Genomic DNA, 26,578 nt, shown 5'->3' on the forward strand with positions numbered 1-26,578 from the left:
GTCAGCTCCGCTCGGCGGTCTGCAGCCGGTCCACCACGTGGCTCACCAGCCGGCCGACGGTGAGGCCGATGATCTCCTCCAGATCCATGCCGGCGATGAACTCGGCGAAGTTGATCCGCTCGCCCCAGCGCTCCTGGAGCTGCCCGGCCAGCGTCACCAGGTCGATGCTCTCCAGTTCGAGGTCGTCGGTGAACCGGGACTCCATGGTGACCTCGGCCTCGTCCAGGCCGTAGTCCGCCAGCACGACGGCCAGCATGGCGGTGATCTCGGCGAGGACCTCCGGCTCGGTGGGTGGGCGCAGGTCCACGCGCTGCTCGCTGCTGGTCATTGTGGTGCTGTCCTCTCGTCAAGGTCGTCCGTGTCGAGGTCGTCGGCCGTCGTCCAGGCCACGACGTAGCCGCGCTTCGGCAGGTCGGGTGGGCTGCTCAGGTCGGTGCAGCGCAGCCGGTGCAGGTACGGTCCGTCCGGGCCGTCGACCGCCACCAGCAGGGTGGTGGGCGCCGCCTCGATCACGGCGAAGTCGCGCGGTCGGCCCCGCAGGCCGGTGCCCTGCGCCTTGGCCGCGGCCTCCTTGGCCGCCCAGAACCGGGCGAACCAGAGCGAGTCGGTGCCGCCGTAGGTCTTCTGACAGTCCGTCAGAAGAGCCAGCTCGGCCGGGCCGAGGGCAACCTCCAGGGTCCCGGCGGGGCGCTCGGTGACCTCCTCCAGGTCGATGCCGGCGCCCGGTCCGCCGCCTGGCCGGGCCGGGCGGACCAGGGCCACAGCCGCCTCGGCCCGGTGCGCGAGCGACACGTCCAGCTCCGGGAGGGTGCGGCCGTGCAGCCCGGACACCCGGGGCCGCCCCGCGGGGTCGTTGAGCACCTCGATCTCGGCGGGGAAGACCGGTCCCTCGCCCTGGGCCCAGAGCCACCGGCGCACCGCGTCCTTGACCGCGATCCGGCCCAGCAGCCAGGCCCGGCGCCCGCGCGGCGGCTGTTGCTCGTAGCGGGTCCGTTCGGCCGAGCCCAGGTGGTTGCGCATGATCAGGTCGCGGGAGGCGAGGTCCGGCCAGCGCTCGTGCAGCAGCATCCAATCGCCGGGCTGCGGCGCGGAAAGCGTGTTGCGGTCGACGAACCGCTCGACCGGGCGGGTCTCGGGGTGACTGTCGAACCGGCGGTCCTGCCAGCCGCGCACCTCCGCCCAGAGGGTGTCGCCCGCCCGCAGCTGCACATCGGCCTCGAGGACGCTGTCGGTCAGGCGGGTGACGCGGATGTGGCAGTGCAGCTCGGTGCCCGGTCGCGGCGCCGGCCCGTAGAAGCGCAGCTCCCGCATCCCGACCGGGAAGACGACGGTCCGCTCGGTGCGGGTCGCCATGATCCAGTAGCCGAGCAGTTGGCCGACGTTGTCCAGCAGCGCGCCGGGGGCGGCCGGTGCCGTGATCACGCCGCGCACGTGTGCCTCGCCGAGCGCGGTCAGCTCGGTCAGGCCCTGGAATGCCGGCCCGTGGAACATCCAGCGCTCGGCGTAGAGGCCGGCCGCCGTCAGCTCCGGCACCCGCTCGGGGTCCCGTTCCACCGGCCAGGGCGCCGGCGGCTCGGCATGACGGTCCGTCAATTCGACGGTGCCGCCGGCAAAGTTGCCGAAGGCGGCGGCGAGGCGGCCGGGGCCCGCGTCCTGGAGGGTGATCTCGATGTCGATCGGGGTGGCGGCCGGCACCCACTGGCCGAACCGCAAGTCATGGACGGCACCGGCCAGCTGTCCTGGCCTGGCCCGTTCGGCCGCGTCCATCAGGTGCTGCACGATCGTGGTGGCGGGGACCACGGGCCAGCGGTCCGCCAAGTCGGGCCAGCCGGGGCGCTGGCGGAAGAAGCAGTGGTCGAGCAGGTAGGGCATGGTGTCCAGACAGACGCGTAGGGTGCTGCCGGCCGGCGGTGGCGCGGGGGCGACCGGAACGGTGCCGGGCGTCCCCGCGAGGGCTGCCGGCTCGCTGCCGGGCGGCGTGGCGCGCTCGGCCGACGGCCGTCCCGCACCGATCAGTTCGGCGGCTGCCTGCTCGGTCTCCCGCAGCAGCGCGTCGAGTTCGGCCGCCAACGGGAAGCGGTCGGCCAGTGCGGCCAGCCCCGGATCGCGGGCGGGCGCGGCGGTGGCCCGTGGTATCTGACTCCGCGTCAGTTCGGCTCGCAGTGCGGTCCGGACGGCCGGGTCCAGCGAGATGAGCGCCCCGCCCAGGTCCAGCGGCACCGCCGGATGCGCGCGTTCGGCCGCCGACGCCCGGTCGCGCCCGGGCAGCAGCGCCGCCGTGTCCGGCTCGGCGCCCTCCACCCAGAGCGCCGCGGCCACCCGGCGCAGCTGCGCCAGCCCGTCGCGGTGCGGGGAGTTGGCCGCGATCGCCAGGTGCTCGCGCTCGCCCAGCGTGTCGCCCACCAGCGAGGCCAGCTGCCCGGTGCCGACCTGGACGAAGGCCCGGAAACCGGCCGCGTACATCGCCTCGACCAGCGGCCGGAACCGCACCGGCTCCAGCAGGTGCCGGACGAACAGCGCGCGCACCTCGGCCTCGGTCGCCGGGAACGGCGAGGCGGTGGTGCCGGACCAGACGGGCACGGTCGCCCGGTGCAGCTCGAAACGGTCGGCGGCCTGCCGGATCGGGTCGAGATAGGGGGCCAGCATCGGGGTGTGGAACCCGGACTGGAACGGCAGCACCTGGCCCAGCACGCCGCGGTCGCGGAACCAGTGCACCAGGCGGGTGACCGGCTGCTCGGGGCCGCAGACGATCGACTGCTGCGGGGCGTTGTCGTGCGACAGGACCACCTCGGACATGCCCTCGACGCTGGCCAGCGCGTCCAGCACCCGCTCGGCGGGGGCGCCGAGCGCGGCGAAGGCCAGCCCCGGCACGCGCAGCGAGTCCGGGTCGAAGGCCGCCAGGAACGTGTCCACGGACGCGCCCGAGTACAGCCCGCCGGTGATCATGGCGGTCCACTCGCCCACGCTGTGCCCGGCCACGCCGTGCGGCCGGACGCCGACCCGGCGCAGCGCCGCGTCGAGCAGCCGCCCGACGGCGACCACACCGACACCGTGCCGCCCGATGTCGTCCACCGCGGCCTGCTGTGCGGCCGGCGGGCGGGCCAGGCCGAAGTGGTCGGCGACGTCGTCGACCCGGGGCTGGAACTCGCCCTCCAGCCCTGGGAAGAGGAACGCGATCCGGCCCGCGGCCCCGGGTCCGAGCTGCGGCTGCGGCGTGAACCAGACATCGCCGCGCCCGCGCCAGGACCGGCCCCGGGCCACCGCGCGGCGGGCCAGCGCCAGCCGCTTGGCCGTCGGGTCGGCGATCGCCACCCGCCGGCGCGGCGCGTCCCGGGCCGGCTCCGGGTGGCCCGCGCCCAGCAGCGCCGCGTCGTCGGCCGCCAGCAGTTCGGCCAGCTGCTCGGGCCCGTCGGCGGCCAGGTACAGCACTCGCTCGGGCTCGGTCACCGTGGCCCGAGAGGTCGGCAGGGCGACCGGCGAGCCCGGCGCCTGTTCCAGTACCACATGGGCGTTGATGCCGCCGAAGCCGAACGCGTTCACCCCCGCCCGGCGCGGTGGCCCGCCCGGGACGCTCTCCCAGGGCCGGGCGGCGTCGATGGTGCGAAAGCGGGTGCCGGCCAGCGCCGGGTGCGGGTCGTCGCAGTGCAGCGTGGGGAGCAGCACGCCGTGGTGCACGGCGAGTGCCGCCTTGACCAGACCGGCCACGCCGGCGGCCGGCATGGTGTGGCCGATCATGGACTTCACCGAGCCGAGCACCGCCCGCTCGCCCTCGCCGGCCGGGCCGAACACCTCGGCCAGGGTGGCGAGTTCGGCGGCGTCCCCGGCGGGGGTCGCGGTGCCGTGGGCCTCCAGCAGGCCCAGCGCCCCGGGTGCGGCCGGGTCCAGTCCGGCGGCTCGCCAGGCCGCCCGCACGGCCCGGCTCTGGCCACCCGGGTCCGGATTGGCCAGCCCCGCCGTGCGCCCGTCGCTGGCCACCCCGGTGCCGCGGATCACCGCGTACACCCGGTCGCCGTCGCGCTCGGCGTCGGCGAGCCGTTTGAGCACCACCACGCCGGTGCCCTCGCCGATCAGCAGGCCGTCGGCGCCCCGGTGGAACGGGCGGATCCGCTGGCTGGGCGAGAGCGCCCGCAGCTGGGCGAAGACGCTCCACAGCGTGACGTCGTGGCAGTGGTGCACCCCGCCGGCCAGCACCACATCGCAGCGCCCGGTGGCCAGTTCGCCCACCGCCTGGTCCACGGCGACCAGTGAGGAGGCGCAGGCGGCGTCCACCGTGTAGGCGGGGCCGCGCAGGTCGAGGCGGTTGGCCAGCCGGGAGGCGGCCAGGTTGGGCACCAGGCCGATCGCCGCCTCCGGCCGGTCCGGGCCCAGCTGATCGGTGACCGCCCGTCGCACCCGGATGAGTTGATCGTCCGTCAGTTCAGGCAGCAGCTCGCCGAGGGTGCGCACCAGCTGGTGCGCGCTGCGGACCCGCTGGTCGAGCCGGACCAGGCCCGGCGTCAGGTACCCGCCCCGGCCCAGGATCACCCCGACCCGCTCGCGGTCCGCGAGCCGGTCCGGGCCGCCCGCGTCCTCGATCGCGGCGGCGGCGACCTGCAGCGCGATCAGCTGGTCCGGCTCGGCGCCGGACACCGAGCTGGGCATGATGCCGAACCGGGTCGGCTGCACCGCCACCGAGCCGTCCAGGAAGCCGCCGCGCCGGCAGTAGAGCCGGTCGGGGTCCCCGGGCCCGGCGGCCGCCGCCGGGTCGTAGTACTCCGGGTCCCAACGCCCCTCGGGCACCTCGGTGATCGCGTCGACACCGCCGAGCAGGTTGCGCCAGTAGCTCGCCAGGTCCGGCGCGCCGGGCAGCAGCACCGCCATGCCGACCACGGCCACCGGCGGACGGTTCGTCAGATCGGTCACCGGCGCCGTCACCAGCCCGACGCGGTGTAGACCACGGACCGGGTCTGCTCCGCGCCCCAGGCGAGCTCGCGCAGCAGCGCCAGGGTGCCCGCCCCCGGGTCGATCAGCCGCACGCCCCGGCGGACGTAGTCGTGCGCCAACTCCGGTGAGACCATGCCGCCGTGCGCGCCCGAGGGTGCCCACGGACCCCAGTGCACGGTGAGCGCCCGGCACCCGGTGCGTCGCGCCCAGCGGTCGCCCAGCTCCTCCAACGCGTCGTTGGCCGCCGCGTAGTCGGCCTGGCCGCGGTTGCCCAGCGCCGCGGCGATGCTGCCGAACAGCACCGTGAACCGCGGCCCCTCCGGCAGTGCGGCCAGCGCGTCCAGCAGGGCCCGGGCGCCGTCGGCCTTGGTGGCGAAGACCCGGCGGAAGGACTCCGGGTCCTTCTCGGCCAGCACCTTGTCCTCGATCACGCCCGCCGCGTAGACGACCCCGTCCAGCCGGCCGTACTCGGCGTACACCTCCTTGACCGCCTGGCGCAGCGCCGCCGGATCGGCGGCGTCCACCGCCCGGTAGCGGGCCGGTGAGCCGAGCGCCGAGAGTTCCTCCAGCGTCGCCGCGACCTCGCGCGCGGCCAGCAGCCGGGAAGCGGCGGCGTCGACCTCGGGCAGCGGCACGCCCTGGCGGGCGAGCACGGCCCGCAGTGCGCCACGGTCGCGTGCCGCGGCCGTCAGCGGGTCCTCGGGGCCCTCGGGCGGCGCGGTGCGGCCCAGCAGTTCCAGGCGGCACCGGCCGGCCGCGGCCAGGCCGGCCGCGAACCGCGCGGTGATCCCGCGAGCCCCGCCGACCAGCAGGACCACGGCGTCCTGGTCCAGCCCCAGCGCCGCGGCCTCCGCCACGCCGTCGCCGGCCGGACCGGCGCCCGTGCTGCCCAGCAGCCCGAGGCCGGACTCCGCCAGGGTCAGGCCCTGGCGCCCGGCCGCACCGTGCAGCACCACCGGCTCGTGGTCGGCGGCCAGCAGCTCGCCGAGCAGCGCGTCGGCCGCCCGCGCCGGGTCCGCCGGATCCAGCTCGACCAGCCGGACCGTGGTGTCGGGGTACTCGCGGGCCAGGGTGCGGAACAGCCCGCGCAGCCCGTCCGCCCGGCCACTGTCCGTTCCGCCACTGTCTGTTCGGCCGCTGTCCGGGTGCGCCGCCGAGCGTGCGGCGAGTAGCCAGCGGGGCGCGCCGGCCAGCGCGGCCTGCAGTGCGGGCACGCAGCCCGGCAGCACGGGCGCGCCGTCCGTGGCGAGCGGGTCGAGCAGCAGGACGCCGTCCACCGGCCCGTCCGCCGCCGACAGCCGGTGCGCGGCGTCCACGGCCAGCACCCGCGCGTCGTGCGCGGCCAGCCGTGCGGTCAGCGCCTCGGCCAGGCCGTGGCCGTCGTCGCCGAGCAGCGCGAAGCGCTTGCCGGCCAGGGCCGCCGGGGTCGCGGTGACCTCGGCCAGCGGTGTGAGCGCGAACTCCAGGCGCAGCGGCTCGTGTCCCACCACGGCTGACGCATCGTCAGGCACCGTGCCGGCGACCGGTTCCGGTGCGGGCGTGGGGCTGCCGAGCTGGGCGGTGAGCCAGTCGGTGATGGCGGCGGCGGTGCGGGCGCGGGTGAGTTCTTCGATCTGGTCGTCGGTGAGTTGGCCGAGTTCGGCGGTGTCGCCGAGGCGGTGGGCGAGTTGGCCGATGATCTCGGTGCGTTTGATGGAGTCGATGCTGAGGTCGGCTTCGAGGTCGAGGTCGGGTTCGATCATGTCGGCGGGGTAGCCGGTGCGTTCGCCGATCACCTCGACCACCAGGCCCAGCAGGTCGGCGACCTCGGGCGGTTGAGCGGCGGCGGGTGCGGGGTTGCCGAGCTGGGTGGTGAGCCAGTCGGTGATGGCGGCGGCGGTGCGGGCGCGGGTGAGTTCTTCGATCTGGTCGTCGGTGAGTTGGCCGAGTTCGGCGGTGTCGCCGAGGCGGTGGGCGAGTTGGCCGATGATCTCGGTGCGTTTGATGGAGTCGATGCTGAGGTCGGCTTCGAGGTCGAGGTCGGGTTCGATCATGTCGGCGGGGTAGCCGGTGCGTTCGCCGATCACCTCGACCACCAGGCCCAGCAGGTCAGTGACCTCGGGCGGTTGAGCGGCGGCCGGCCGCTCGGGAGCCGCGGCCGGCGCCGCAGGCATCACCGCCCCGGCCGCCACCGGCGGCGGGGCGAACGGGACGGGCCCACCGCTCGTCCCGCCGAGGTAGGTCATCAGCACGTCCCGCTGAGCCGCGATCAACTCCCGGCTGCTGCGCAGGAACTCCGAGACCAGGGCGTCCCCGGCGGTCGGCTGCGGTGTGTGCTCCGTCGTCATCAGCGCCTCCGGCACCAGTCGGGCCGGTGCCAGCGCACCGGGCAGCAGTTCTCCGGCAGCCGTGCGCACCAGCTGCCCGTCCACCGTCCAGCCGGGCCGGCGCGCGGCCCGCGCCCGGCCCGGGTCCACCGCGTCCCGGCCGCGCAGCAGCCGTTCGGTCTGCACCGGGACGCCCGCGACGGCCAGTTCGGCCAGCGCGTCGAGGAAACCGGGCAGTCCGCGCCGGCGTCCCTCGACGGGCACCGCGCGGTGCGGCCGCTCGCCGAGCACCGCCGACACCAGCCGGGTCAGCACGGACCCCGGACCGGCCTCGACGAAGACCCGCGCGCCCGCCTCGTACATCGCCTCGACCTGGGCCACGAAGCGCACCGGTGCGCCGATCTGGGCCGCCAACTCGGCCCGTACCCCGGTCGGGTCCGCCGGGTAGGCGGTGGCGGTCCGGTTCGAGAAGACCGGGAACTCCGGCGCCCGCACGTTGCGGGTGGCCAGCGCCCGGGCGAAGCGCTCGCCGGCCCCCGCCACCAGCGGGCTGTGGAAGGCGCACGCGACCGGCAGCCGCTTCACCTCGTGCCCGGCCTCCCGCAGCAGCTTGGTCGCGGCGGCGACCTCCTCGGTGGCGCCCGAGATGACCGTCTGGCGCGGCGCGTTGTGGTTGGCCGCGACGACCCGCCCGGCCAGGCCGGCCGCCGCCAGCAGCTGTTCGACGGCCACGGCGCCGGCCGTCACCGCCGCCATCGACCCGGGGTCCTCGCCCTCGCCGACCGCGTCCAGGATGGCCCGGGCCCGCTCGGCGCCGAGCCCGGGCAGCTCCTCGGCCGCCAGCGCGCCCGCCGCGCAGAGCGCGACCAGCTCGCCGTAGCTGTGGCCGCCCGCCAGCTGGGGACGGACCCCGGCCAGCGCCAGCAGCTCGTAGGCGGCCAGGCCGGCCATGCCGAGCACGGGCTGGGCCACCCGGGTGTCGGTCACCGCGGTGCGCTGCGCCTCGCGCGCCTCGGGGGTGAAGGCCAGCGGCGGGTAGAGCACATCGGCGTACGCGCCGCCCAGCCGCAGGTGCCGCTGCACGCCAGGGAACGCCGCGAAGAGCTCGGCGAACATCCCGGGCCGCTGGCTGCCCTGCCCGGGGAAGAGGAAGGCGACCGGGCCCGTGCCGCCGTCGTCCTCGGCGGCCAGCTGCAGCCCGTCGGCCGGGCTGTGCTCCCCGTCCAGCGCCCGGCCCAGCAGCGCGGTCAGCTCGGCCAGGTCCGAGGCCACCACCGCGACCTGCACCGGGCCGGGAGTCGACTCCGCCCGTCGGGAGGCGGCTAGCGCCAGGTCGCGCAGCCGCCAGGGGGAGCCCTCCGCCACTGCCAGCCGCAGTAACTCGGTGACCCCGCGCAGTGCCCGGGCCCGGTCGCCGCCCCGGAAGGTGAACAGCTCGGCCGGCCACTCCTGCAGCCCGTGCACCGCCGCCGGACCGTCATGACCCCGTAGCACGGCATGGAAGTTGGTGCCGCCGAAGCCGAAGGCGCTGACGCCGGCCACCCGCTGCGCCGGCGGCGCGGCCCACGGCCGGGCCTCGGCGTGGAACACGAACGGGCTCTGCTGCCCCTGCCAGGCCGCGTTCGGCTGGGCCAGGTGCAGGGTCGGCGGCTTGACACCGGTGTGCAGCGCCAGCGAGGCCTTGATCAGCCCGGCCAGCCCGGCCGCGCACTTGGTGTGCCCGATCTGCGACTTGACCGACCCCAGCGCGCAACTCCCCGGTGCGGCCCCGGCCTCCGCGAAGACCGCGGTCAGCGTGGCGAGTTCGGTGCGGTCACCGACCACGGTCCCGGTGCCGTGCGCTTCCAGCAGGCCCACCTCGGCCGGCGCGACCCCGCTGCCGCGGTACGCGCGCTCCAGCGCCAGCCGTTGCCCCTCGGGCCGGGGCGCGGTCAGGCCCAGCGAGCGGCCGTCGCTCGCGCTGCCGACCCCCTGGACCACGGCGTACACCCGGTCGCCGTCCCGCTGCGCGTCAGCCAGCCGCTTCAGCACCAGGCAGCCCACGCCCTCGCCCAGCGCGATGCCGTCCGCCGCGGCGTCGAACGGGCGGGAGCGGCCTGTGGGGGAGAGCGCGTGCACCGAGGCGAAGAGCAGGAAGTCGTTGATCCCGTTGTGCAGGTCGGCGCCGCCGCACAGCGCCAGGTCGGCGGTGCCGGCGACCAGTTCCTTGCAGGCCACGTCCAGCGCCGCGAGCGAGGAGGCACAGGCCGCGTCGACCGTGAAGTTGGCCCCGCCCAGGTCCAGGCGGTTGGCGATCCGCCCCGAGATGACGTTGGAGAGCATGCCGGGGAAGGAGTCCTCGGTCAGCTTCGGCAGCTGCTCGGCGATCGCCGGCGGCACCGTGCCCAGGTAGGACGGGAGCACCGCGCCCAGCACCCCGGCGTTCGACAGGTCGCTGCCCGCCTCCGCGCCGAAGACCACGCTGGTGCGCGAGCGGTCGAAGTCCCGGCCGCCCTCGGCGCCGCCGCCGTCGTAGCCCGCGTCCACCAGCGCCCGGCGCGCGGCCTCCAGTGCCAGCAGCTGCACCGGCTCGATGCTGCCGAGCGCGGTCGGCGGGATGCCGTAGCTCAGCGGATCGAACGGGATCCGCGGCAGGAAACCGCCCCACTTGGACGGCGTGCTGCCCGGGCCGCCGTCGGCCGCGTGGTAGAGCGCCGGGTCCCAGCGCTCGGCCGGCACCTCGGTCACCGAGTCCACCCCGCCCACCACGTTCGCCCAGAACGCGGGAAGGTCGGGCGCGCCGGGGAACATCCCCGCCATGCCGATCACGGCGATCTCCAGCGGGGCCGGCGCGGGTTCGGCTTCGGTGGCCGGCGCCAGTCCCAGACGCTCCGTCAGTTCTGCGGCCCGGCACGCCAGATGGGCGGCCGCTCCGGTGCTGACCGCGGCGTGCAGCTCGGCCAGCGTGGTGGTGGTCGAGCGCAGCACGGCCACCTGCCCGGCCATGAACATGCCCCGGTCCAGCTGCCCCTGCTCGTCCACCGGGGCGAGCGCTCCCGCCACCCGGTCGACGCCCTTGCTGGCGATCCGCAGCCGCCCGACGTTCAGGTGCTCCAGCTGCTCCCAGACCTGCCGGTCCGGCACGCCGTCCGCCCGCAGCCGCTCCCTGGTCCGCTCGAACTCCGCGGTGAACGGGCTCGGGACGCACCGGGTGGCGTGCCCGGGCGCGGTCTGCAGCAGCTCGGTGTGCCGGGCCGCCAGCACCTGCCGCTGGAACTGCGGCTGCACCGCGCCGTGGGCCACCGCCTCCTCGGTGAACAGGTACGCCGTGCCCATCAGTACCCCGGCGGCCACACCCCGGCCGGCCAGCGGCGCGGCGAGCGCCGCCACCATCGCCGCCGAGCGCTCGTCGTGCACGCCGCCCGCGAACAGCACCTCCACCGACTGCTGGTCCGCCGCGGCGTCCAGGAAGTCCTCCAGCACCGCCAACTGCGCCTCCCACAGCGGGAAGCTGTGCCGGGGGCCGACGTGTCCGCCGCACTCCGAGCCCTCGAAGACGAAGCGGCGTGCCCCGTCCGCCAGGAACTGCCCGAGCAGGCCGGGCGAGGGCACGTGCAGGAAGGTGCGGATGCCCGCCTCCTCGAGCACCCGGGCCTGCGAGGGGCGCCCGCCCGCGATCACCGCGTGACTGGGCCGCGCCGCCAGCACCTCGGCCAGCTGGGCACTCCGGAGCTCCTCCGGCGCGAACCCCAGTACGCCTACACCCCACGGGAGTTCGCCGACCGCGGCAGCGCTCTGCGCGAGCAGCTCCCGGGTCTGCTCCGGGCCGGCCAGCGCCAGCGCCACGAACGGCAGCGCGCCGGCCGCAGCCACCGCCGCCGCGAACCCCGGCTGGTCGCTGACCCGGGTCATCGGGCCCTGCGCCACCGGCAGCCCGGTGCCCAGCGCCGCGCTGAGCGGCGCCTCGGGGCCGAGCAGCGCGGCGGCCGCGCCCGGTGCCGCGGCCGCGCGCAGCCCATCCAGCACGGCCGTTCGCACACCGTGCACGGTGCGTGCGACGGTGGCCCACCGCTCGGCGAACCTGGCGGCCAGGAAGCCGTCCTGACCTACCGTCAGAACCTGGTCGGCGCCGCCCCTGCGCAGCACCCGGTGCCCGTCGACGACGGTCGTCTCGGATCCGTCCATGCCGCGCACGGCCGCTGCGGCCTGCTGCGGCGCCGCGGACTCGGCCAGCAGTGCGAGCTGGCTGTCCAGCACCACGCCGGCCGCGCCGCCGGCCACCGCCGCGGCCGCGGTGTACGGCCCGATCCCGCCGGCGGCCCACACCGGCAGCTCGATCCCCGGTGCGCCGAGCAGCTGCTGCAGCAGCACGAAGGTGCTCAACTCGCCCACCCGGCCGCCGCTCTCGGCGCCGCGCGCGATCAGTCCACGCGCCCCGGCGCGAACCGCGGCCAGGGCCTGCGCCAGGTCGGTCACCTCGACCAGCAGGCGGTACTCGTCGGCCAGCGCCGCGAGGTCCCAGCCGGGAGCGGCGCAGCCGGGAGTGTTCGAGCCGGGAGTGTCCGAGCCGGGAGGGTTCCAGCCCGGAGTGTCCACGGCCAGCAGCAGGGTGTCGGGCCCTCGCCCGTCCTGGGGGCCCAGGTCAGCGGGAGTCAGGCGGCAGTGGCGCCCGATCCGGACCCCGAAGCGGCCCGGGGTTCTGGAGCGGAGTCTGGCGAACTCCTCGCGCGCCTGGCGGTCACCGCTCCCCAGGTCCAGCACGCCCAGGGCTCCCGCGCGGCACACGGCCTCGGCGAGCCCGGCGTCCGGTTCCTGGAACGGCGTGATCCCGATGACGAGATCGGTCAGCGGTAATGCGTTGGGCCTCATGCTGGCTCTCCGGGGATGAGTCACGGCGCAGTCGGGGCAGGAGCGACTCCCGGCACAGGCGTCACCAGGCGCCCTCGCGGGGATTCGAGGGCGCCATTGCGTGGTTCCGCTGTCCGGTTCAGGATGGGACGCTACCGGCGGGTAGTGCCTGACAGGTTAAGGCAACGTTGCGTGCCCATGTCAATGTCTGCGTAATCGTGACATCTGGCACACCGTTCCACTCGCGCTGCCGCGCCCGACGAGCTGACAGAGCGTCACCGCACCTGCCGGTCAACCCAGTTGGCGTCGACCGGCACGCGCCGCCGGACCCCGAGTGGTCGCCTGACCTGGGTGCTTACCGCAGCGGGCCGCGGTGTTCAAGGCCGGTCCGGGTGATCAGGCGAAATTGTCGAAAGCTAATATGAGAGCAATCGCCTAGCTCGAAAGATGAACTTGTGACTGTCAATGAAGACGTGTTCACGGACTGGAAGAACCGCGAGGAGATCGCGGAGTCGATGATTCCGATCATCGGGAGACTGCACCGGGAGAGGGACGTCACCGTCCTGCTGCACAGCCGCTCCCTGGTGAACAAGTCGGTGGTGAGCATCCTCAAGACTCACCGGTTCGCTCGCCAGATCGCCGGCGAGGAGCTCTCGGTCACCGAGACGCTGCCGTTCCTGAACGCGCTCACCGCACTCGATCTCGGCCCCTCCCAGATCGACATCGGCATGCTCGCCGCGACGTACAAGACCGACGACCGCGGCCTGTCGGTGGCGGAGTTCACCGCGCAGAAGGTGGCCGGCGCCACCGGTGCCAACAAGCTGGACCGCCGCGAACCGCGCGATGTGGTCCTGTACGGCTTCGGCCGGATCGGCCGCCTGCTGGCCCGCCTGCTGATCGAGAAGGCCGGCTCGGGCAACGGCCTGCGGCTGCGGGCCATCGTCGTCCGCAACAGCGGTGGCGAGGACATCGTCAAGCGCGCCTCACTGCTGCGGCGCGACTCCATCCACGGCCAGTTCCACGGCACGATCACCGTCGACGAGGCGAGCAACAAGATCATCGCCAACGGTCACGAGATCACGGTGATCTACTCCGACGACCCGACCACCGTGGACTACACGGCGTACGGCATCGACGACGCCATCCTGATCGACAACACCGGCCGGTGGCGCGACCGCGAGGGCCTCTCCAAGCACCTGCGCCCCGGCATCGCCAAGGTGGTGCTGACCGCACCGGGCAAGGGCGACGTCCCCAACATCGTGCACGGCGTCAACCACGACACGATCAAGCCGGACGAGCAGATCCTGTCCTGCGCGTCCTGCACCACCAACGCGATCGTCCCGCCGCTGAAGGCGATGGCGGACGAGTACGGCGTGCTGCGCGGCCACGTGGAGACCGTCCACTCGTACACCAACGACCAGAACCTGCTGGACAACTACCACAGCTCCGACCGCCGCGGCCGCTCGGCGGCGCTCAACATGGTGATCACCGAGACCGGCGCCGCCTCGGCCGTCGCCAAGGCGCTGCCCGAGCTCAAGGCGACGATCACCGGCAGCTCGATCCGCGTCCCGGTGCCGGACGTCTCGATCGCGATCCTCAACCTGCAGCTCGCCCGCGAGACCAACCGCGAGGAGGTCCTCGACTACCTCCGCAACGTCTCGCTGACCTCGCCGCTGCGGCGCCAGATCGACTTCATCAGCGCTCCCGACGCGGTCTCCAGCGACTTCATCGGCTCGCGCCACGCCTCGATCGTCGATGCCGGTGCCACCAAGGTGGAGGGTGACAACGCGATCCTCTACCTGTGGTACGACAACGAGTTCGGCTACTCCTGCCAGGTCATCCGGGTCGTCCAGCACGTCTCGGGCGTCGAGTACCCGACCTACCCGGCCCCGGCGGTCTGATCCCGGCGCGGTCACCTCAGCGGTCCGGGCCCAGCGGTCCAAGTCCGGACCGCTGGGCCCGGACCGTTCGGTCCCGGCGAGCGCGGCGTCAGGTCAGCGGAACGATCTCCGGCGCGCCGAGCCGTACCGCGTCGGCCGTCTGGTCGTCCGGCTGGTGCTGCGCCTCGCGTTCGGCCTCCACCCGCTTGGCGTAGTGGTCGACCTCCCGCTCGATCTGGTCCTGGCGCCAGCCGAGCGGACCGGCGATCAGGTCGGCCACCGTGCGGGCGGCGTCCACCCCGCGGTCCCAGGACTCGATCGAGATCCGGGTGCGCCGGGCCAGCACGTCGTCCAGGTGCCTGGCCCCCTCGTGGGTGGCCGCGTAGACGGCCTCCACCCGCAGGTAGTCGTCGGAACTCGGCAGCGGCTCGCCGAGCGAGGGGTCCTCGGCCACCAGGGCGAGCAACTCGTGCACCAGCGAACCGTAGCGGCGCAGCAGGTGCTCGATCCTGGCCACGTGCAGACCGGACTCGGCGGCCAGCGCGTACCGGGCGTTCCACAGCGCCCGGTAGCCCTCGGCGCCGACCAGCGGCACGTCCTGGGTGGTGCTCTCGGGGACCTTCTCGTCCAGGTTGCGCACCGCCTCGTCCACCGCGTCCTTGGCCATCACCCGGTAGGTGGTGTACTTGCCGCCCGCGACGACCACCAGGCCGGGGACCGGATGGGCCACCAGGTGCTCGCGCGAGAGCTTGCTGGTGTCGGCGGCCTCGCCGGCCAGCAGCGGTCGCAGGCCCGCGTAGACGCCCTCGACGTCCTCCGGCGTCAGCGGGGTCACCAGCACCTTGTTGACGTGCTCCAGCAGGTAGCCGATGTCCTTGGAGCTGACCGCCGGGTGCGCCTTGTCCAGGTCCCAGTCGGTGTCGGTGGTGCCGACGATCCAGTGCCGGCCCCACGGGATCACGAAGAGCACGCTCTTCTCGGTGCGCAGGATCAGTCCGGTCCGCGAGTTGATCCGGTCGCGCGGGACCAGCAGGTGGACGCCCTTGGAGGCCCGGACGTGGAACTGGCCGCGGGTGCCGGCCATGCTCTGGGTGTCGTCGGTCCACACACCGGTGGAGTTGATCACCTGCTTCGCCCGGACCTCCACCTCCAGCCCGGTCTCCAGGTCCCGGACCAGCGCGCCGACCACGCGTTCGCCCTGGCGCAGGAAGCGGGTGACCCGGCTGCGGTTGGCGACGTGCGCGCCGTAGCTCGCGGCGGTGCGCACGATGTTCATGGTGTGCCGGGCGTCGTCCACCTGGGCGTCCCAGTACTGGACGGCGCCGACCAGCGCGTCCGAGCGCAGCGCCGGTGCCTCCTGCAGGGCCTGGCGCTTCAGCAGGTGCCGGTGATGCGGGAGCCCGCGGGCGGTGCCCGAGGTGATGCCCATCGTGTCGTAGAGCAGCACGCCGGCCCCGACGTAGGGCCGCTCCCAGATCCGGTGGGTGAGCGGGTAGAGGAACGGCACCGGGCGGACCAGGTGCGGGGCCAGCCGCTGGATCAGCAGGCCGCGCTCCTTGAGCGCCTCGGCGACCAGCCGGAAGTCGAGCATCTCCAGGTAGCGCAGCCCACCGTGGATCAGCTTGCTGGACCGGCTGGAGGTCCCCGACGCCCAGTCGCGAGCCTCCACCAGGCCCACGCTCAGGCCCCGGGTGACCGCGTCGAGCGCGGAGCCCGCGCCGACCACGCCGCCCCCGACGACGAGGACGTCGAGCTCCCGCTCTCCCATCCGGGTCAGCGCTTCGGCCCGGGCCTGCGGGGATAGTGCCACTGGCTTCACCATGAGTCAGCCCTTCTGCTGAGTGAGGGTCTACGTGCCGGGAGGCGCTATTTGACGTCCACCCAGTCGAGGGTGCGCGTCACGGCCTTCTTCCAGCCGGCGTACCCGTCGGCGCGCTGCTGCTCGGACCAGGACGGCTCCCAGCGCTTCGACTGCTGCCAGTGGGAGCGCAGTTCGTCGGTGTCCCGCCAGAACCCGGTCGCCAGGCCGGCGGCGTAGGCGGCTCCGAGCGCGGTGGTCTCGGCCACCACCGGGCGGCTGACCGGGACCCCGAGGACGTCGGCCTGGATCTGCATGCACAGGTCGTTGGCGGTCACGCCGCCGTCCACCTTCAGCACGTCCAGGTGGACGCCGGAGTCCTGCTCCATCGCCTCCACCACGTCCCGGCTCTGGTAGCAGATGGCTTCCAGGGTGGCCCGCGCCAGGTGCCCGCTGGTGTTGTACCTGGCCAGGCCGACGATCGCGCCGCGGGCGTCGGAACGCCAGTACGGGGCGAACAGGCCGGAGAAGGCCGGCACGAAGTACATCCCGCCGTTGTCGTCGACGCTGCGGGCGAGCCGCTCGCTCTCGGCGGCGTCGGTGATGATCTTCAGCTGGTCCCGCAGCCACTGGACGGCGGAGCCGGTGACCGCGATGGAGCCCTCCAGCGCGTACACCGCGGGGCTGTCGCCGAACTGGTAGGCGACGGTGCTCAGCAGGCCGTGCTGGGAGCGGACCAGTTCGGTGCCGGTGTTGAGCACCAGGAAGTTGCCGGTGCCGTAGGTGTTCTTCGCCTCGCCGGGGGCGAAGCAGACCTGTCCCACGGTGGCCGCGTGCTGGTCGCCGAGCACCCCGGTGATGGGGATGGCGGTGCGCAGCGGCCGGGAGGTCCGGGCGGTGCCGAAGGCCTCGGCGTGCGAGGACGGATTGATCTTCGGGAGCATCGCCCGCGGGATGTCGAAGAGCGCCAGCAGCTCGTCGTCCCAGTCGAGGGTCTCCAGGTTCATCAGCATGGTGCGGCTGGCGTTGGTCACGTCGGTCGCGTGGATGCCGCCGTCGGGGCCGCCGGTGAGGTTCCACAGCACCCAGCAGTCGGTGTTGCCGAAGACCGCGTGGCCCTGCTCCGCGTCGGCCCGGACGCCCTCGACGTTCTCCAGGATCCACTTGATCTTGCCGCCGGAGAAGTAGGTGGCGGGCGGCAGGCCGGCCTTGCGGCGGATCACCTCGCCGTGGCCCTCGCGCTCCAGGGCGGCCGCGATCGAGTCGGTCCGGGTGTCCTGCCAGACGATGGCGTTGTAGTACGGCCGGCCGGTGCGCCGGTCCCACACGACGGTGGTCTCGCGCTGGTTGGTGATCCCGATCGCCACCAGGTCGGCCGGCGACAGGCCGCCGTGCCGCAGGGCGTTCTGGATCACCGAGTTGGTGCGCTCCCAGATCTCCACCGGGTCGTGCTCGACCCAGCCGGGCCTGGGCAGGATCTGGGTGTGTTCCAGCTGGTGCTTCGCCACTTCGTTGCCGTCGTGGTCGAAGATCATGAATCGTGAGCTCGTGGTCCCCTGGTCCACCGCTCCGACGAACTCTGGCATGACTGCCGCCTCTGCTGAGTGGGCTGGTTGTGGGTCGGGTGCGGATCAGTTCACGGGCTCGAGCGGAGCGCGGCCCGGCTCCTCCGGCTCGCCGATCCCCAGGTGCGGAGTGATCAGGTACCGGTAGAGGACGCCACCGACGACGCCACCGATCAGCGGACCGACGATCGGCACCCAGAAGTAGAGATGCCCGTACTGGTCCCGCCAAGCGTGCGAGTAGCCGGTGATGTAGCTGGCCAGGCGCGGGCCGAGGTCACGGGCCGGGTTGATGGCGTACCCCGCGCAGGCGCCCCAGGCCATGCCGATGGCCACCACGATCAGGCCGACGATGAACGGGCCCAGGTTGGCGCCGGGCGGCGAGTTGAGCACGTCGGTGACCGCGAAGACGAGGAAGACCAGGATCGCGGTGCCGATGATCTGGTCGCGCAGCGCGCCCCAGTCGCTGATCGGCAGGACGCCGTTGCCGGGGAGGGTGGAGAACACGACCTGGGTCTTGAGGGTGTGGCCGGGGTCGACCGCCTTCAGGATGTTCGTGTAGTTCCAGCGCACCAGCAGGGCAGCGACGAACGCGCCCGCCGTCTGGGCCGCGACGTACGGCAGCACCTTGCGCCAGGGGAAGCCCTTGAAGAGGGCCAGGGAGAGGGTGACCGCCGGATTGAGGTGCCCGCCGCTGATCCGCCCGGCGGTGTAGACGCCCAGCACGACGCCCAGGCCCCAGGCCCAGGCGATGCTGTCGTGGTTGCCGATACCGGCGGCCACCACCTGTGCGACCACTCCGGTGCCGAAGAGGATGAGGATCATCGTCCCGGCGAACTCGGCGCTGAGTTCGCCGAGGAGGAGTCTGGTGGGGCTGTGCGCGATCTTTGCTGCCGTGTGACTGCCCGTCATGGAAACCGGTTCCCGCCGCTGAGTTGGTGCCTCGGAAGGCCGTACACGGCCAAGCCTGAGCGAGAACGGGCGCCGGGGCCCGGCTTACACGGCTGTTCGAGTCACGGCCGCGGTCTGCGGCGGGGGTGGTGGCTCAGGCGCTCTCGTTCGCCGTCGGCTCCTGGGCGGCCGGCCCGGCGGCGGGATCCGGCCAGCTCTTGCCCGGGGCCAGCGGGGTGATGGCGGCGTTGAGCACCGCGCTGTTGGGGAGCAGCATCGGGCCGTCGAGGGTGTGGAGTTTGACGAAGAGCAGGGTCATGTCGCTGACCTCGCCCTGGATCCGGCCGCCGATCGGTCCGGACTGGATGCTGATGCTCTGCCCGAGCTGGAAGGGCCGGGCGGTGAGCAGCACGAGGCCCGCGAAGATGTTGCCGAGCACCGGCTGGGCCGCGATGCCGACGATGACGCCGGTCAGCGCGCCGCCGAGGATGAGCCTGCTCCACGGCACGTGCAGCAGGCTCAGGGCGCCGATGATGACCAGGGCGTAGCCGGTGAGCAGGCAGAGCATCCGCAGCGCGACGATGCGGGTGTCGCCGAAGCGGTTGGGGACGAGCTTGAGCAGGTCCTGGGTGGCGCCGCGGACGGCGATCAGGGCGAAGACGAGGAAGACGACCGCGCTGGCCACCGCGATACCGCGGTCGGTGAGGTGGTGGCGGGAGGTCGGATCGCCCAGCAGGCCGCCGTAGTAGGTGGAGACCACCAGCCCGGAGATCGCCAGCGTCGTGGTGACGATGGCTTGGCGGGTGCGGATGACGCCGCCCAGATGCAGGCCCGGGGGCAACAGGTGGTGGCCGTCCGCGTGGTTCTCGTCCTTGTCCATCACCCCAGTGTCCCAAAGGCGGCGCGAAGCCGGTGCCCGGCCCGGGGAGTGGAGCGAGGCCCTAACCGGTGAACGCACGAGTCCTGGTCGGTGGGATCACCGCCGGACGGCCGCCCGTGTCGGGTGCGGTCCGCCGGGTGGGGACCGGGGGGACGAGGCCCTCCCTGCGCCCCACCTCCTCGAACGCGGCCAGCACCCGGACCAGTTGCTGATCCGTGTGCGCGGCTGTCAGCGTGATGCGCAGGACCTCACGGCCCGCCCGGACCGCGGGATAGGTCATGGGGGCGGTGAACACTCCCGCTCCGCACAGCTCCTGCCACATGCGCAGGCACCGCTCACGGCCGCGGGTGAGGACGGGCACGATGGGGGTGAGCGAGGTGCCGGTGTCGTAACCCAGCGCCCGCAGACCGTGGTGGAGTTGCTCGGCGAGGTGCAGCACCCGTGCGCGGCGCTCCGGTTCGCTCTGGAGGATGTCGAGTGCGGCCAGTGCGGCGGCGACGTTGGCCGGTGCGGCCGCCGCGGTGAACAGCGCTGTCCGGGCGTGGAAGCGCAGGTAGTGGATGACCTCGGCCGGTCCGGCGATGACGCCGCCCACGGAGGCGAGACTCTTGGAGAGGGCGCTGGTGACCAGCAGGGGCCGCAGCCCGAAGTGGTCCCCGGCGCCGGCGCCGTTGGGCCCGAGCACCCCGAGGTCGTGGGAGCTGTCCACGACGACGTGTGCGCCGTGGGCGTCGGCCAGCTTCATCAAGTCCGGGAGTTCGCAGATGTCTCCGCCGACGGAGAAGATCCCGTCGGTGAGGATGATTTTTCCGGCCGCTCCGTCCGCTCCTGAGGCGGCGGTGAGAAGTTCGTTCAGGTGGTCCATGTCGCCGTGCAGGAATTTGCGTTCCGCGGCGTCACCCAGACGGATTACCTCAGCGAGCGAGGCATGGTTCAAAAGGTCGCTGTAGACATACCGGCCTGCTGTCAGCAGCGGAGCCAGCATCAGATTCGCCTGGTATCCGGACGGAAGTACGGCCGCTGCCTCGTGCCCCAGGAATCGGGCCAGTCGATCCTCCAGCTCCTCGTGGAGGTCCAGGGAGCCGCTCACCGCGCGTGATCCGCCCAGCGAGGTGCCGAAACGCCGTACGGCGGCGACCGCGGCCTCCCGCACCCGGGGGTCGGCGGAGAGGCCGAGGTAGTCGTGGGAAGCGGCCATGATCACCCGCTTGCCCTCGAACTCGACCTCCGTGCCGTCGGACGTGCCGTTGATCGCCCGGTAGTAGCAGTCACCCCCGCCAGTGCGCAGATGTTCTGCCGTCCACGACCGGCACTGCTCCAACACGTCCATCCGCACGATCTCCAAGGTGACTCGGGGCGGTGTTCGGCCCGCGTGGCTTGCTGGGCTTCGATGCTCGCCAGCAATATGTCACCCCGGGACATCGGCGCACCAACTCGGTTTCCGGAGAAGATCTTCGGCGAAGGGGTGATGGTAATTTAGGGGACTGTCGTCATGGCTTCGCTCAAGGGAGAAAAATATGTCATTCGATGAACTGAAAAATATTATGGTCTCTCTTGGGATTCCCGAGTCGGATATCCGGCTGGACGCCGCCCGGGAGGACGCGGGACTCGACTCCATCGCCGTGGTGGAACTCGCCCTGGTCCTGCGCCGGGAGAAGGGGTTGGTGGTGACGGAGGAGGAGCTCGGAGCCGCCGCCACGGTCGCGGACGTGGCTGCGCTCGTGGCGGCTCGGTGATCCTCCGGGTGACCGTCCCGGACGTGTCTGTCACCGGTCTCGGCATGGTGACGCCGGCCGGCGACGGCTGGCAGGCCACCTGGGAGCGGGTGTGCGAGGGGCTGCCGACCGCGGCGCTGGGGCCGCCGGCGCCGGTCGCCCATCTGGCGTGTACGGTCGCGGACTTCGACCCGGCTCGGCTCGGCCGGGCCCGGTCCCGCAGGCCCGATCGCTGCACCCAGTTGGCGCTGCTCGCCGCCCGTGAGGCGCTGAGCGATGCCGGGTTGGAGCCGGCACGCTGGGACGGGACACGCGTCGCGGTGATCGTGGGATCCAGCAGCGGCGGGATCGGGACGCTGGAGTCCGAGCACCGCGCGCTGCTGGGCGAGGGCGCGCAGGAGATGTCGCCATATGCGGTGCCGGCCTCGCTGGGCAACTCCGTGTCGGCGCAGCTGACGATCGAGTTGGGCGCCATGGGTCCCAGTCACACGGTCAACACCGCCTGCGCGTCCGGGGCGACCGCCATCGGCACGGCACTGGACCTGCTGGCCCTGGGGCGCTGTGACATCGCTCTGGTCGGCGGCGCGGATGCCACGATTACGCCGTACAACATCGCCGGGTTCGACCGTGTCGGTGCGCTCTCACATCGTTTCGACGACCCTGCCGGGGCGCTGCGCCCCTTCGATGCCCGGCGTGACGGGTTCGTGATGGGTGAAGGCGCGGGGATGCTGGTCCTGGAGCGCACTGCCGACGCCCGGGCCCGCGGGGCGAGGGCCCGGGCCCGGATCCGGGGGTTCGGTGCCTCGTCGGACGCTCACCACGTGGTGAAGCCCAGCACCGACGGTGCCGGGCTGGTGCTGGCGCTGCGCGAGGCACTCGCCCGCGCGGGCGCATCGGCGCAGGACGTCTCGCACATCAACGCCCATGGCACCGGCACGCCCATGGGCGACCGGGTCGAAGCGGCCGCGCTGGCCGTGCTGTTCCCCCACCGCCCCCCGGTGACGTCCACCAAGGCGGTGACCGGACACCTGATGGGCGCGGCAGGTGCGGTGGAGGCGGCCCTGACGGTCCTGGCGGTCGAGCAGGGCCTGGTGCCGCCGACCGCCAATCTGGACGACCTCGATCCGGCTGTGGCGCTCGACATCCCCACCAAGTGCCGCGAGGGGCGGCTACCGCTCGCGCTCTCCGTGTCCACCGGTTTCGGCGGCCAGAACGCCGTGCTCGCCATCACCCCCGACTGACGCCGAGTGGAAGGCGGTCGGGCCGGTCTCCTGGGACGGGACGGCGGTGAAGTCGTCGGCCAGGCCGGGCAGGGTCAGGAGCCGACGCGGCAGGTGCCGCAGCAGGCCGGCCACCAGCTTGTAGCGCAGGCTCGGCACGCACAGGACGGGCGGGCGGCGCCGGTGCAGAGCCCGCACCGCCCGCTCCGCGACGTACGGCGACGCGAGGGTCAGCAACGGCGGTGACGGGGCGATCCCGGCGACTTCGTGGAACCGTGAGGTGGTGTGTCCCAGCACGAGCGCGGTCACGGTCACCGGCGCATCACGCAGGCGGCGGGAGTAGGCCAGGGATTCGGTCAGTGCGAGGCCGAACGCCTTCGACGCACCGTAGGTGGTGCCCTGCCAGACCGGGCCGGTGGCGGCCACCGAGGAGATGTTCAGGATCCGCCCGCTGTGCCGCCGCAGCATCGCCGGCAGCGCGGCGTGCAGCAATCTGGTGGGCGCGACGACATTGAGCATCAGCATCCGCTGCTCCTGCGCCCAAGTGGTGTGCTCGAAGGACCTGTTCAGGCCGGCGCCCGCGTTGTTGACCAGGATGTCCGCCTCGCACGCCGCTTCGGCCACCCGTTCCAGCTCGGCTTCGACGGTCAGGTCGGCGGCCAGGGGACGCGCCGTGATGCCGTGCTCGGCCGCCAGGCCGGCGGCGAGCCGGTCAAGAGCCTCGCCGCTGCGCGCGGTGAGGACGAGATCGTGGCCGCGCCGGGCAAGTGCGCGGGCGATGTCCGTGCCGATCCCGTAACTCGCGCCGGTGACCAGAGCCGTTGTCATGGTTGACTCCCTTGTGCCGCAGTGCTCTTCGCGACGTTCTGGTGCCACAGGCGTTCCACGGCGGAAGCCCACAGGGCGGCGAGGTTCCCGACGTCCTCGAAACCGCGGTCGATGGTGAAGCAGACGACGACCTGCCCGGCATAGCCGAGGAAGGACACCGCGAAAGGGTGGTCCCCGTGCAGGAAGAGGGTCGCCACCGCGGTCTCGATCGGGTCCGCTCCCAGCGCCAGCCGGCCGTGAAGCTGCAGCAGGCCGGACGTGTCCAGACCGTTGCGCATCCGGCGCCCCTGCCGCAGGAAGCGGTAGACGGCGCTCTCCGGCAGGCGCAGCTGGGCCTGCAGCACCCGTCGCGTGTCCGCAGCCCTGGCCCTACCGGTCGCACGGGCGATGGCGGCCACCCGAGCGGTCGGGGAGTCCTCCCAGAACGACAGCGGGATGCGCACGGCCGAGAGCCTGTTGCCCACCGCGAACCTCTCCTGCGGCTCGCGCAGGCTGACGGGCAGACTCACCTGCAGATCACGCCCACGCTGATCGGCCGCGATCCATCCCGCGGGCACCCAGGCGCGCAGCGCGTGCGCCAGCGCGGCCAGGCAGACATCGTTCGCGCTGGCACCCAGCGCCCGCCCGGTCTCCCGCAGCCACGAGACGGGAACGGCCGCTGACACCAGCCGTGGCTCGCCGGTCAGGGTGTCCTGCGTCGGCCAGCTCAGCGCGGGGCCTCGCACCGCATCCGCGAGGCTTCGGGCCACGGCCCGTGCGGGGATCCTCTGCCGCCAGGGCCGGCGCACGGCTCGCGCGGTGACGGCAGGGCGGGGTGCGAGAGGCGGCCCCGTCCCGAACAGTGCCGTGACCGCGTCCAGCAGTGCCTGCCCGTCCTGGGCGGCGTGATGAGCGCGGTAGAACAGCACGTACTCGTGATCCGCATAGCCGTGGATCAGCCAGATTCCCCAGCGCGGCGCGTCCTCGGGCAGGGGGACGCCCAGCAGGGCCGCCACCGTCGTGTCGAGGGTCGCGCTGCCTGCGGGGAGACGGATTTCATGGACATGGTCGTACGGATCGAAGGCGGCGTCGGTCGCCCACACCGTCCGCCGGCCCTGCTTGGTGACCTTGCAGGACAGCGTCGGCATTCGCTCGATGCGGTCGGCCACCTGTTGTCGCACCACGCTGGGCTTCGGAGCTGAGCCGGTCGCGTGCAGGACCACGCCGATGTAGGGGCGGACACCGTGGTGTTCCCTCTCATATTGGAGGAAGCAGCCGTCGACCGGGTTCGGGCGTTGCGTCATCGTGGTCACCCAAGGCAGACCGGACAGGACCTGGGACTACACACGGCTAACGCCCGCCGGCGGAAAAGGTCACGTTCCGGCTCGCCGATCAGCCCAGGAGCGTGACGCGCCCGGCGCCGCCGCGTTAGTCAAGCGCGCACACCCCACACGACGCCGTCGCGGCTCGTGTCCGAGCGGAGGACCGCCACCCCCATGCGAAGTGACGACCGCGCGCCGGATCGACTCGGCGCCGTGCAGGCGACGGCGACGGCCCTCCCGTCCTCCTACACCTTGACGGCCCTCCCGGGAGCGCTTCCGCTCCTCGGCCACGCACCACAGTTCGCCCGCAACCCGGTCGGCTTTCTGGCAGCACTCCCCACCCACGGCGATCTGGTGCACATCAGGCTGGGGACGCACCCGGCGTACGTGGTGTGCCACCCCACACTGGTCCACCAACTCCTGATCGCGGACCGCACGTTCGACAAAGGCGGCCCCATCTACGACAGGTTGCGGGAGATCGCGGGAAACGGCGTGGGAACCTGCCCCGCCGCAGTGCACCGGCGACAGCGCCGGCTCGTCCAGCCCGCCTTCCAGCGTGACCGGATGCCCGGCCACGCCCAGGTGCTGGGGCAGGAGGTCGCGGCGCTCACCTCGTCGTGGCAGCACGGCCAACTCCTCGACGTGCCCGCGGCGATGCACCGTCTCACCACGGCGGTCGTCGTCCGATGTCTGTTCGACCCCGGTGCCGACGCATCCGGCCTCCTCGCTCTGCGATCGAGCCTCGACGCCCTCGTCGCCGGCATCACCCGACGGATGACGTGGCCGCTGCCCCTGGTCCACCAGCTCCCCACGCCCGGCAGCCGCCGCTACGCACGGGCCCGTCGCGACGTACGCCACCTCACGGACGGGCTGATCGCCGACCTCCGCTCCACGGGAGCCGACCACGACAACCTGATGTCGCTGCTGCTGGCCCCCGACGCGCACGGGGCGTTCCTGAGCGACACCGAAGTGCACGACCAGGTCGTCACCTTCCTGCTCGCCGGGGTGGGAAGCACGGCGATCACACTGAGTTGGGCCTGGTACCTGATCGGCGCCCACCCCGAGGTCCAGGCGCGGCTCGAGGCCGAGGTCGACGCGGTGCTCGCCGGCCGTCCCGCCCGGCTCACCGATCTGGACGCCCTCGAGGTGACCGGCCGGATCGTCACCGAGACCCTGCGCCTGTATCCGCCGGACTCGCTGCTGCTCACCCGGACCACCGCCACTGACACGGAACTCGGCGGACACCCGCTGCCGATCGGCACGACCGTCGCCTTCAGCCCCTATCAACTGCACCGACGTCCCGACAGCTACCCCGACCCCGAACGCTTTGCCCCGGACCGCTGGGAGGACATCGACCAGCCCCCACCAGGCACCTGGGTGCCCTTCGGAGGCGGCCCGCGCAAGTGCGTCGCCGACACCTTCGTCCGCGTCCAGGCCACGCTCGCCCTCGCCACCGTCGCAGCCCGCTGGCAGCTCCGTCCCGTCCCGGGCCGGCGCATCCGCCCCGTCGGCCAGGCGGTCCGCGCACCGCACCAGCTCGCCATGCGGTTGCACCTGCGCCGCTCCACCCCGCACGGGAGGGCAGCCGGCAGCTGAGCGGGAGCCGGCAGCGCACGAGCGCTGTGAGCCGGGAACAGCGAGGCACCGTCCAGCAGGGCGTGGTGCGTGCGCAGCACCAAGGCGAACTGCCCATGCCCGGCATCCTCAGGCCCGGCGGCTCAGTGCGGCGGGAGTTCGCTGGGGCCGACGTGGCCGTCCAGCCAGTCCTTCAGCGGCCGCGAGGTGCGCAGGAAGGTGGTGATCCGCCGGTGGGCCTCGGGCGTGCCGAGCCAGTCGGCCGGCTCCCACTCCTGCCAGGCGATCAGGCCCTTGTTGCGCAACAGCGCGATCCGCGGGTGGTCCTTGGGGTAGCCGCGGGGCGCGGTCTTCAGCGCGTCGCGACCGGTGACCACGTGGCCGGCCTTGGTGACCCGGGCGATCACCCGTTCCAACTCGGCGCCGGTCACGTCCTCGGCCACCGCGGCGCGGTAGCGCTCCAGCTGGTCGGCGGCCAGCTGGTACATGCCGTTGCCGCAGGCCAGTCCGTCGGCGGAGAGCTGGATGTAGCCGCCGGCCTCCAGGTATGCGCCGATGTGGGTCTTGTACGGGGCCTTGTCGGCGCTGAACCTGATGTCCCGGTTGGGACGGAAGATCTTGCCAGGGCCGAACTCCGGCTCGAGTTGGTCGAGCAGCTCCACCATCGGCTGGCGCACCGCGCGGTCGTAGACCTCCCGGTGCTCCGCCCAGAAGGTCTTCGAGTTGTCGATCTCCAGGCGCTCGTAGAACTCCAGCGCCTCGTCCTGCCAGCCGGTAAAGGTCACCGCCCCAGGCTATGCCCGTGCCGGGCGGACCCCCGCCCCGACACCGCGATGTGGCGGCGACGGCCGCTAAGTGCACGGAGTGTGGCC

At 73.2% G+C, this 26,578-nt stretch carries 15 protein-coding genes; 4 read left to right on the forward strand and 11 right to left on the reverse strand.

What is annotated here, in order from left to right:
* Nucleotide 1: 1 nt before the first annotated feature.
* The 3 genes from P3T41_RS10650 to P3T41_RS10660 are packed head-to-tail and all read right to left on the reverse strand — an operon-like array spanning nt 2 to nt 12,077.
* Nucleotides 2-328, reverse strand: coding sequence for a phosphopantetheine-binding protein (locus tag P3T41_RS10650; protein ID WP_280689417.1), 327 nt, complete (start codon nt 326-328; stop codon nt 2-4).
* Nucleotides 325-4,902: a type I polyketide synthase gene (locus tag P3T41_RS10655; protein WP_280689418.1), complete on the reverse strand. Its 4,578-nt coding sequence runs from the start codon at nt 4,900-4,902 to the stop codon at nt 325-327. Before P3T41_RS10655 ends, P3T41_RS10650 begins: the two co-directional genes overlap by 4 nt.
* 8 nt (nt 4,903-4,910) lie before the next feature.
* Nucleotides 4,911-12,077 carry a type I polyketide synthase gene (locus P3T41_RS10660; RefSeq protein ID WP_280689419.1) on the reverse strand — a complete coding sequence of 2,389 codons (7,167 nt, stop codon included), beginning with the start codon at nt 12,075-12,077 and terminating at the stop codon, nt 4,911-4,913.
* 434 nt (nt 12,078-12,511) lie between these two features.
* On the opposite strand from P3T41_RS10660, the gene P3T41_RS10665 reads away from it, so the two are divergent.
* On the forward strand, nt 12,512-13,957 hold the full coding sequence (locus tag P3T41_RS10665) for a glyceraldehyde-3-phosphate dehydrogenase (RefSeq protein WP_280689420.1): 1,446 nt from the start codon (nt 12,512-12,514) through the stop codon (nt 13,955-13,957).
* 88 nt (nt 13,958-14,045) lie between these two features.
* On the opposite strand, the gene P3T41_RS10670 is transcribed toward P3T41_RS10665, so the two are convergent.
* The 5 genes from P3T41_RS10670 to P3T41_RS10690 all read right to left on the reverse strand — a co-directional run bounded on the left by P3T41_RS10670 (nt 14,046) and on the right by P3T41_RS10690 (nt 20,397).
* A complete protein-coding gene (locus P3T41_RS10670) occupies nt 14,046-15,758 on the reverse strand; it encodes a glycerol-3-phosphate dehydrogenase/oxidase (protein WP_280689421.1) in 1,713 nt (570 codons plus the stop codon).
* Between the two features lie 44 nt (nt 15,759-15,802).
* Nucleotides 15,803-17,320: a glycerol kinase GlpK gene (gene glpK, locus P3T41_RS10675; protein WP_280689422.1), complete on the reverse strand. Its 1,518-nt coding sequence runs from the start codon at nt 17,318-17,320 to the stop codon at nt 15,803-15,805.
* A 45-nt stretch (nt 17,321-17,365) separates the two neighbouring features.
* Nucleotides 17,366-18,208 carry an MIP/aquaporin family protein gene (locus tag P3T41_RS10680; RefSeq protein ID WP_280689423.1) on the reverse strand — a complete coding sequence of 281 codons (843 nt, stop codon included), beginning with the start codon at nt 18,206-18,208 and terminating at the stop codon, nt 17,366-17,368.
* Nucleotides 18,209-18,341: 133 nt separating this feature from the next.
* Nucleotides 18,342-19,067 (reverse strand): mechanosensitive ion channel family protein, encoded by a 726-nt coding sequence (locus tag P3T41_RS10685; protein WP_280689424.1) that lies wholly within the window; start codon nt 19,065-19,067, stop codon nt 18,342-18,344.
* 61 nt (nt 19,068-19,128) lie between these two features.
* On the reverse strand, nt 19,129-20,397 hold the full coding sequence (locus P3T41_RS10690; RefSeq protein ID WP_280689425.1) for a pyridoxal phosphate-dependent aminotransferase family protein: 1,269 nt from the start codon (nt 20,395-20,397) through the stop codon (nt 19,129-19,131).
* Between the two features lie 187 nt (nt 20,398-20,584).
* On the opposite strand from P3T41_RS10690, the gene P3T41_RS10695 reads away from it, so the two are divergent.
* Nucleotides 20,585-20,803 (forward strand): acyl carrier protein, encoded by a 219-nt coding sequence (locus P3T41_RS10695; RefSeq protein ID WP_280689426.1) that lies wholly within the window; start codon nt 20,585-20,587, stop codon nt 20,801-20,803.
* A 23-nt stretch (nt 20,804-20,826) separates the two neighbouring features.
* Nucleotides 20,827-22,023: a beta-ketoacyl-[acyl-carrier-protein] synthase family protein gene (locus P3T41_RS10700; RefSeq protein WP_280689427.1), complete on the forward strand. Its 1,197-nt coding sequence runs from the start codon at nt 20,827-20,829 to the stop codon at nt 22,021-22,023.
* On the opposite strand, the gene P3T41_RS10705 is transcribed toward P3T41_RS10700, so the two are convergent.
* Together P3T41_RS10705 and P3T41_RS10710 are read right to left on the reverse strand one after the other, a co-directional pair.
* On the reverse strand, nt 21,952-22,830 hold the full coding sequence (locus P3T41_RS10705) for an SDR family NAD(P)-dependent oxidoreductase (protein WP_280689428.1): 879 nt from the start codon (nt 22,828-22,830) through the stop codon (nt 21,952-21,954). The genes P3T41_RS10700 and P3T41_RS10705 overlap by 72 nt on opposite strands.
* Entirely contained in the window at nt 22,827-24,113 is a 1,287-nt protein-coding gene (locus P3T41_RS10710) for a wax ester/triacylglycerol synthase domain-containing protein (RefSeq protein WP_280689429.1), read from the reverse strand. Before P3T41_RS10710 ends, P3T41_RS10705 begins: the two co-directional genes overlap by 4 nt.
* A 192-nt stretch (nt 24,114-24,305) precedes the next feature.
* Here P3T41_RS10710 and P3T41_RS10715 point away from each other — a divergent pair, with 192 nt between their 5' ends.
* Nucleotides 24,306-25,727 (forward strand): cytochrome P450, encoded by a 1,422-nt coding sequence (locus P3T41_RS10715; RefSeq protein ID WP_280689430.1) that lies wholly within the window; start codon nt 24,306-24,308, stop codon nt 25,725-25,727.
* A gap of 122 nt (nt 25,728-25,849) precedes the next feature.
* Here the strand turns inward: P3T41_RS10715 and P3T41_RS10720 are convergent, their stop codons facing one another.
* Nucleotides 25,850-26,491, reverse strand: coding sequence for a DUF2461 domain-containing protein (locus P3T41_RS10720; protein ID WP_280689431.1), 642 nt, complete (start codon nt 26,489-26,491; stop codon nt 25,850-25,852).
* Nucleotides 26,492-26,578: the final 87 nt, after the last annotated feature.

Origin of the sequence: Kitasatospora sp. GAS204B, from assembly GCF_029892155.1 — a bacterium.
Taxonomy (GTDB): domain Bacteria; phylum Actinomycetota; class Actinomycetes; order Streptomycetales; family Streptomycetaceae; genus Kitasatospora.

What these genes read in the sequence shown, in the direction of transcription:
- P3T41_RS10705 (WP_280689428.1), bottom strand. Translation starts at nt 22,830, where the DNA reads ATGACAACGGCTCTGGTCACCGGCGCGAGTTACGGGATCGGCACGGAC.
- glpK (WP_280689422.1), bottom strand. Translation starts at nt 17,320, where the DNA reads ATGCCAGAGTTCGTCGGAGCGGTGGACCAGGGGACCACGAGCTCACGA.
- P3T41_RS10670 (WP_280689421.1), bottom strand. Translation starts at nt 15,758, where the DNA reads ATGGTGAAGCCAGTGGCACTATCCCCGCAGGCCCGGGCCGAAGCGCTG.
- P3T41_RS10680 (WP_280689423.1), bottom strand. Translation starts at nt 18,208, where the DNA reads ATGACGGGCAGTCACACGGCAGCAAAGATCGCGCACAGCCCCACCAGA.
- P3T41_RS10715 (WP_280689430.1), top strand. Translation starts at nt 24,306, where the DNA reads ATGCGAAGTGACGACCGCGCGCCGGATCGACTCGGCGCCGTGCAGGCG.
- P3T41_RS10690 (WP_280689425.1), bottom strand. Translation starts at nt 20,397, where the DNA reads ATGGACGTGTTGGAGCAGTGCCGGTCGTGGACGGCAGAACATCTGCGC.
- P3T41_RS10650 (WP_280689417.1), bottom strand. Translation starts at nt 328, where the DNA reads ATGACCAGCAGCGAGCAGCGCGTGGACCTGCGCCCACCCACCGAGCCG.
- P3T41_RS10695 (WP_280689426.1), top strand. Translation starts at nt 20,585, where the DNA reads ATGTCATTCGATGAACTGAAAAATATTATGGTCTCTCTTGGGATTCCC.
- P3T41_RS10660 (WP_280689419.1), bottom strand. Translation starts at nt 12,077, where the DNA reads ATGAGGCCCAACGCATTACCGCTGACCGATCTCGTCATCGGGATCACG.
- P3T41_RS10710 (WP_280689429.1), bottom strand. Translation starts at nt 24,113, where the DNA reads ATGACGCAACGCCCGAACCCGGTCGACGGCTGCTTCCTCCAATATGAG.
- P3T41_RS10685 (WP_280689424.1), bottom strand. Translation starts at nt 19,067, where the DNA reads ATGGACAAGGACGAGAACCACGCGGACGGCCACCACCTGTTGCCCCCG.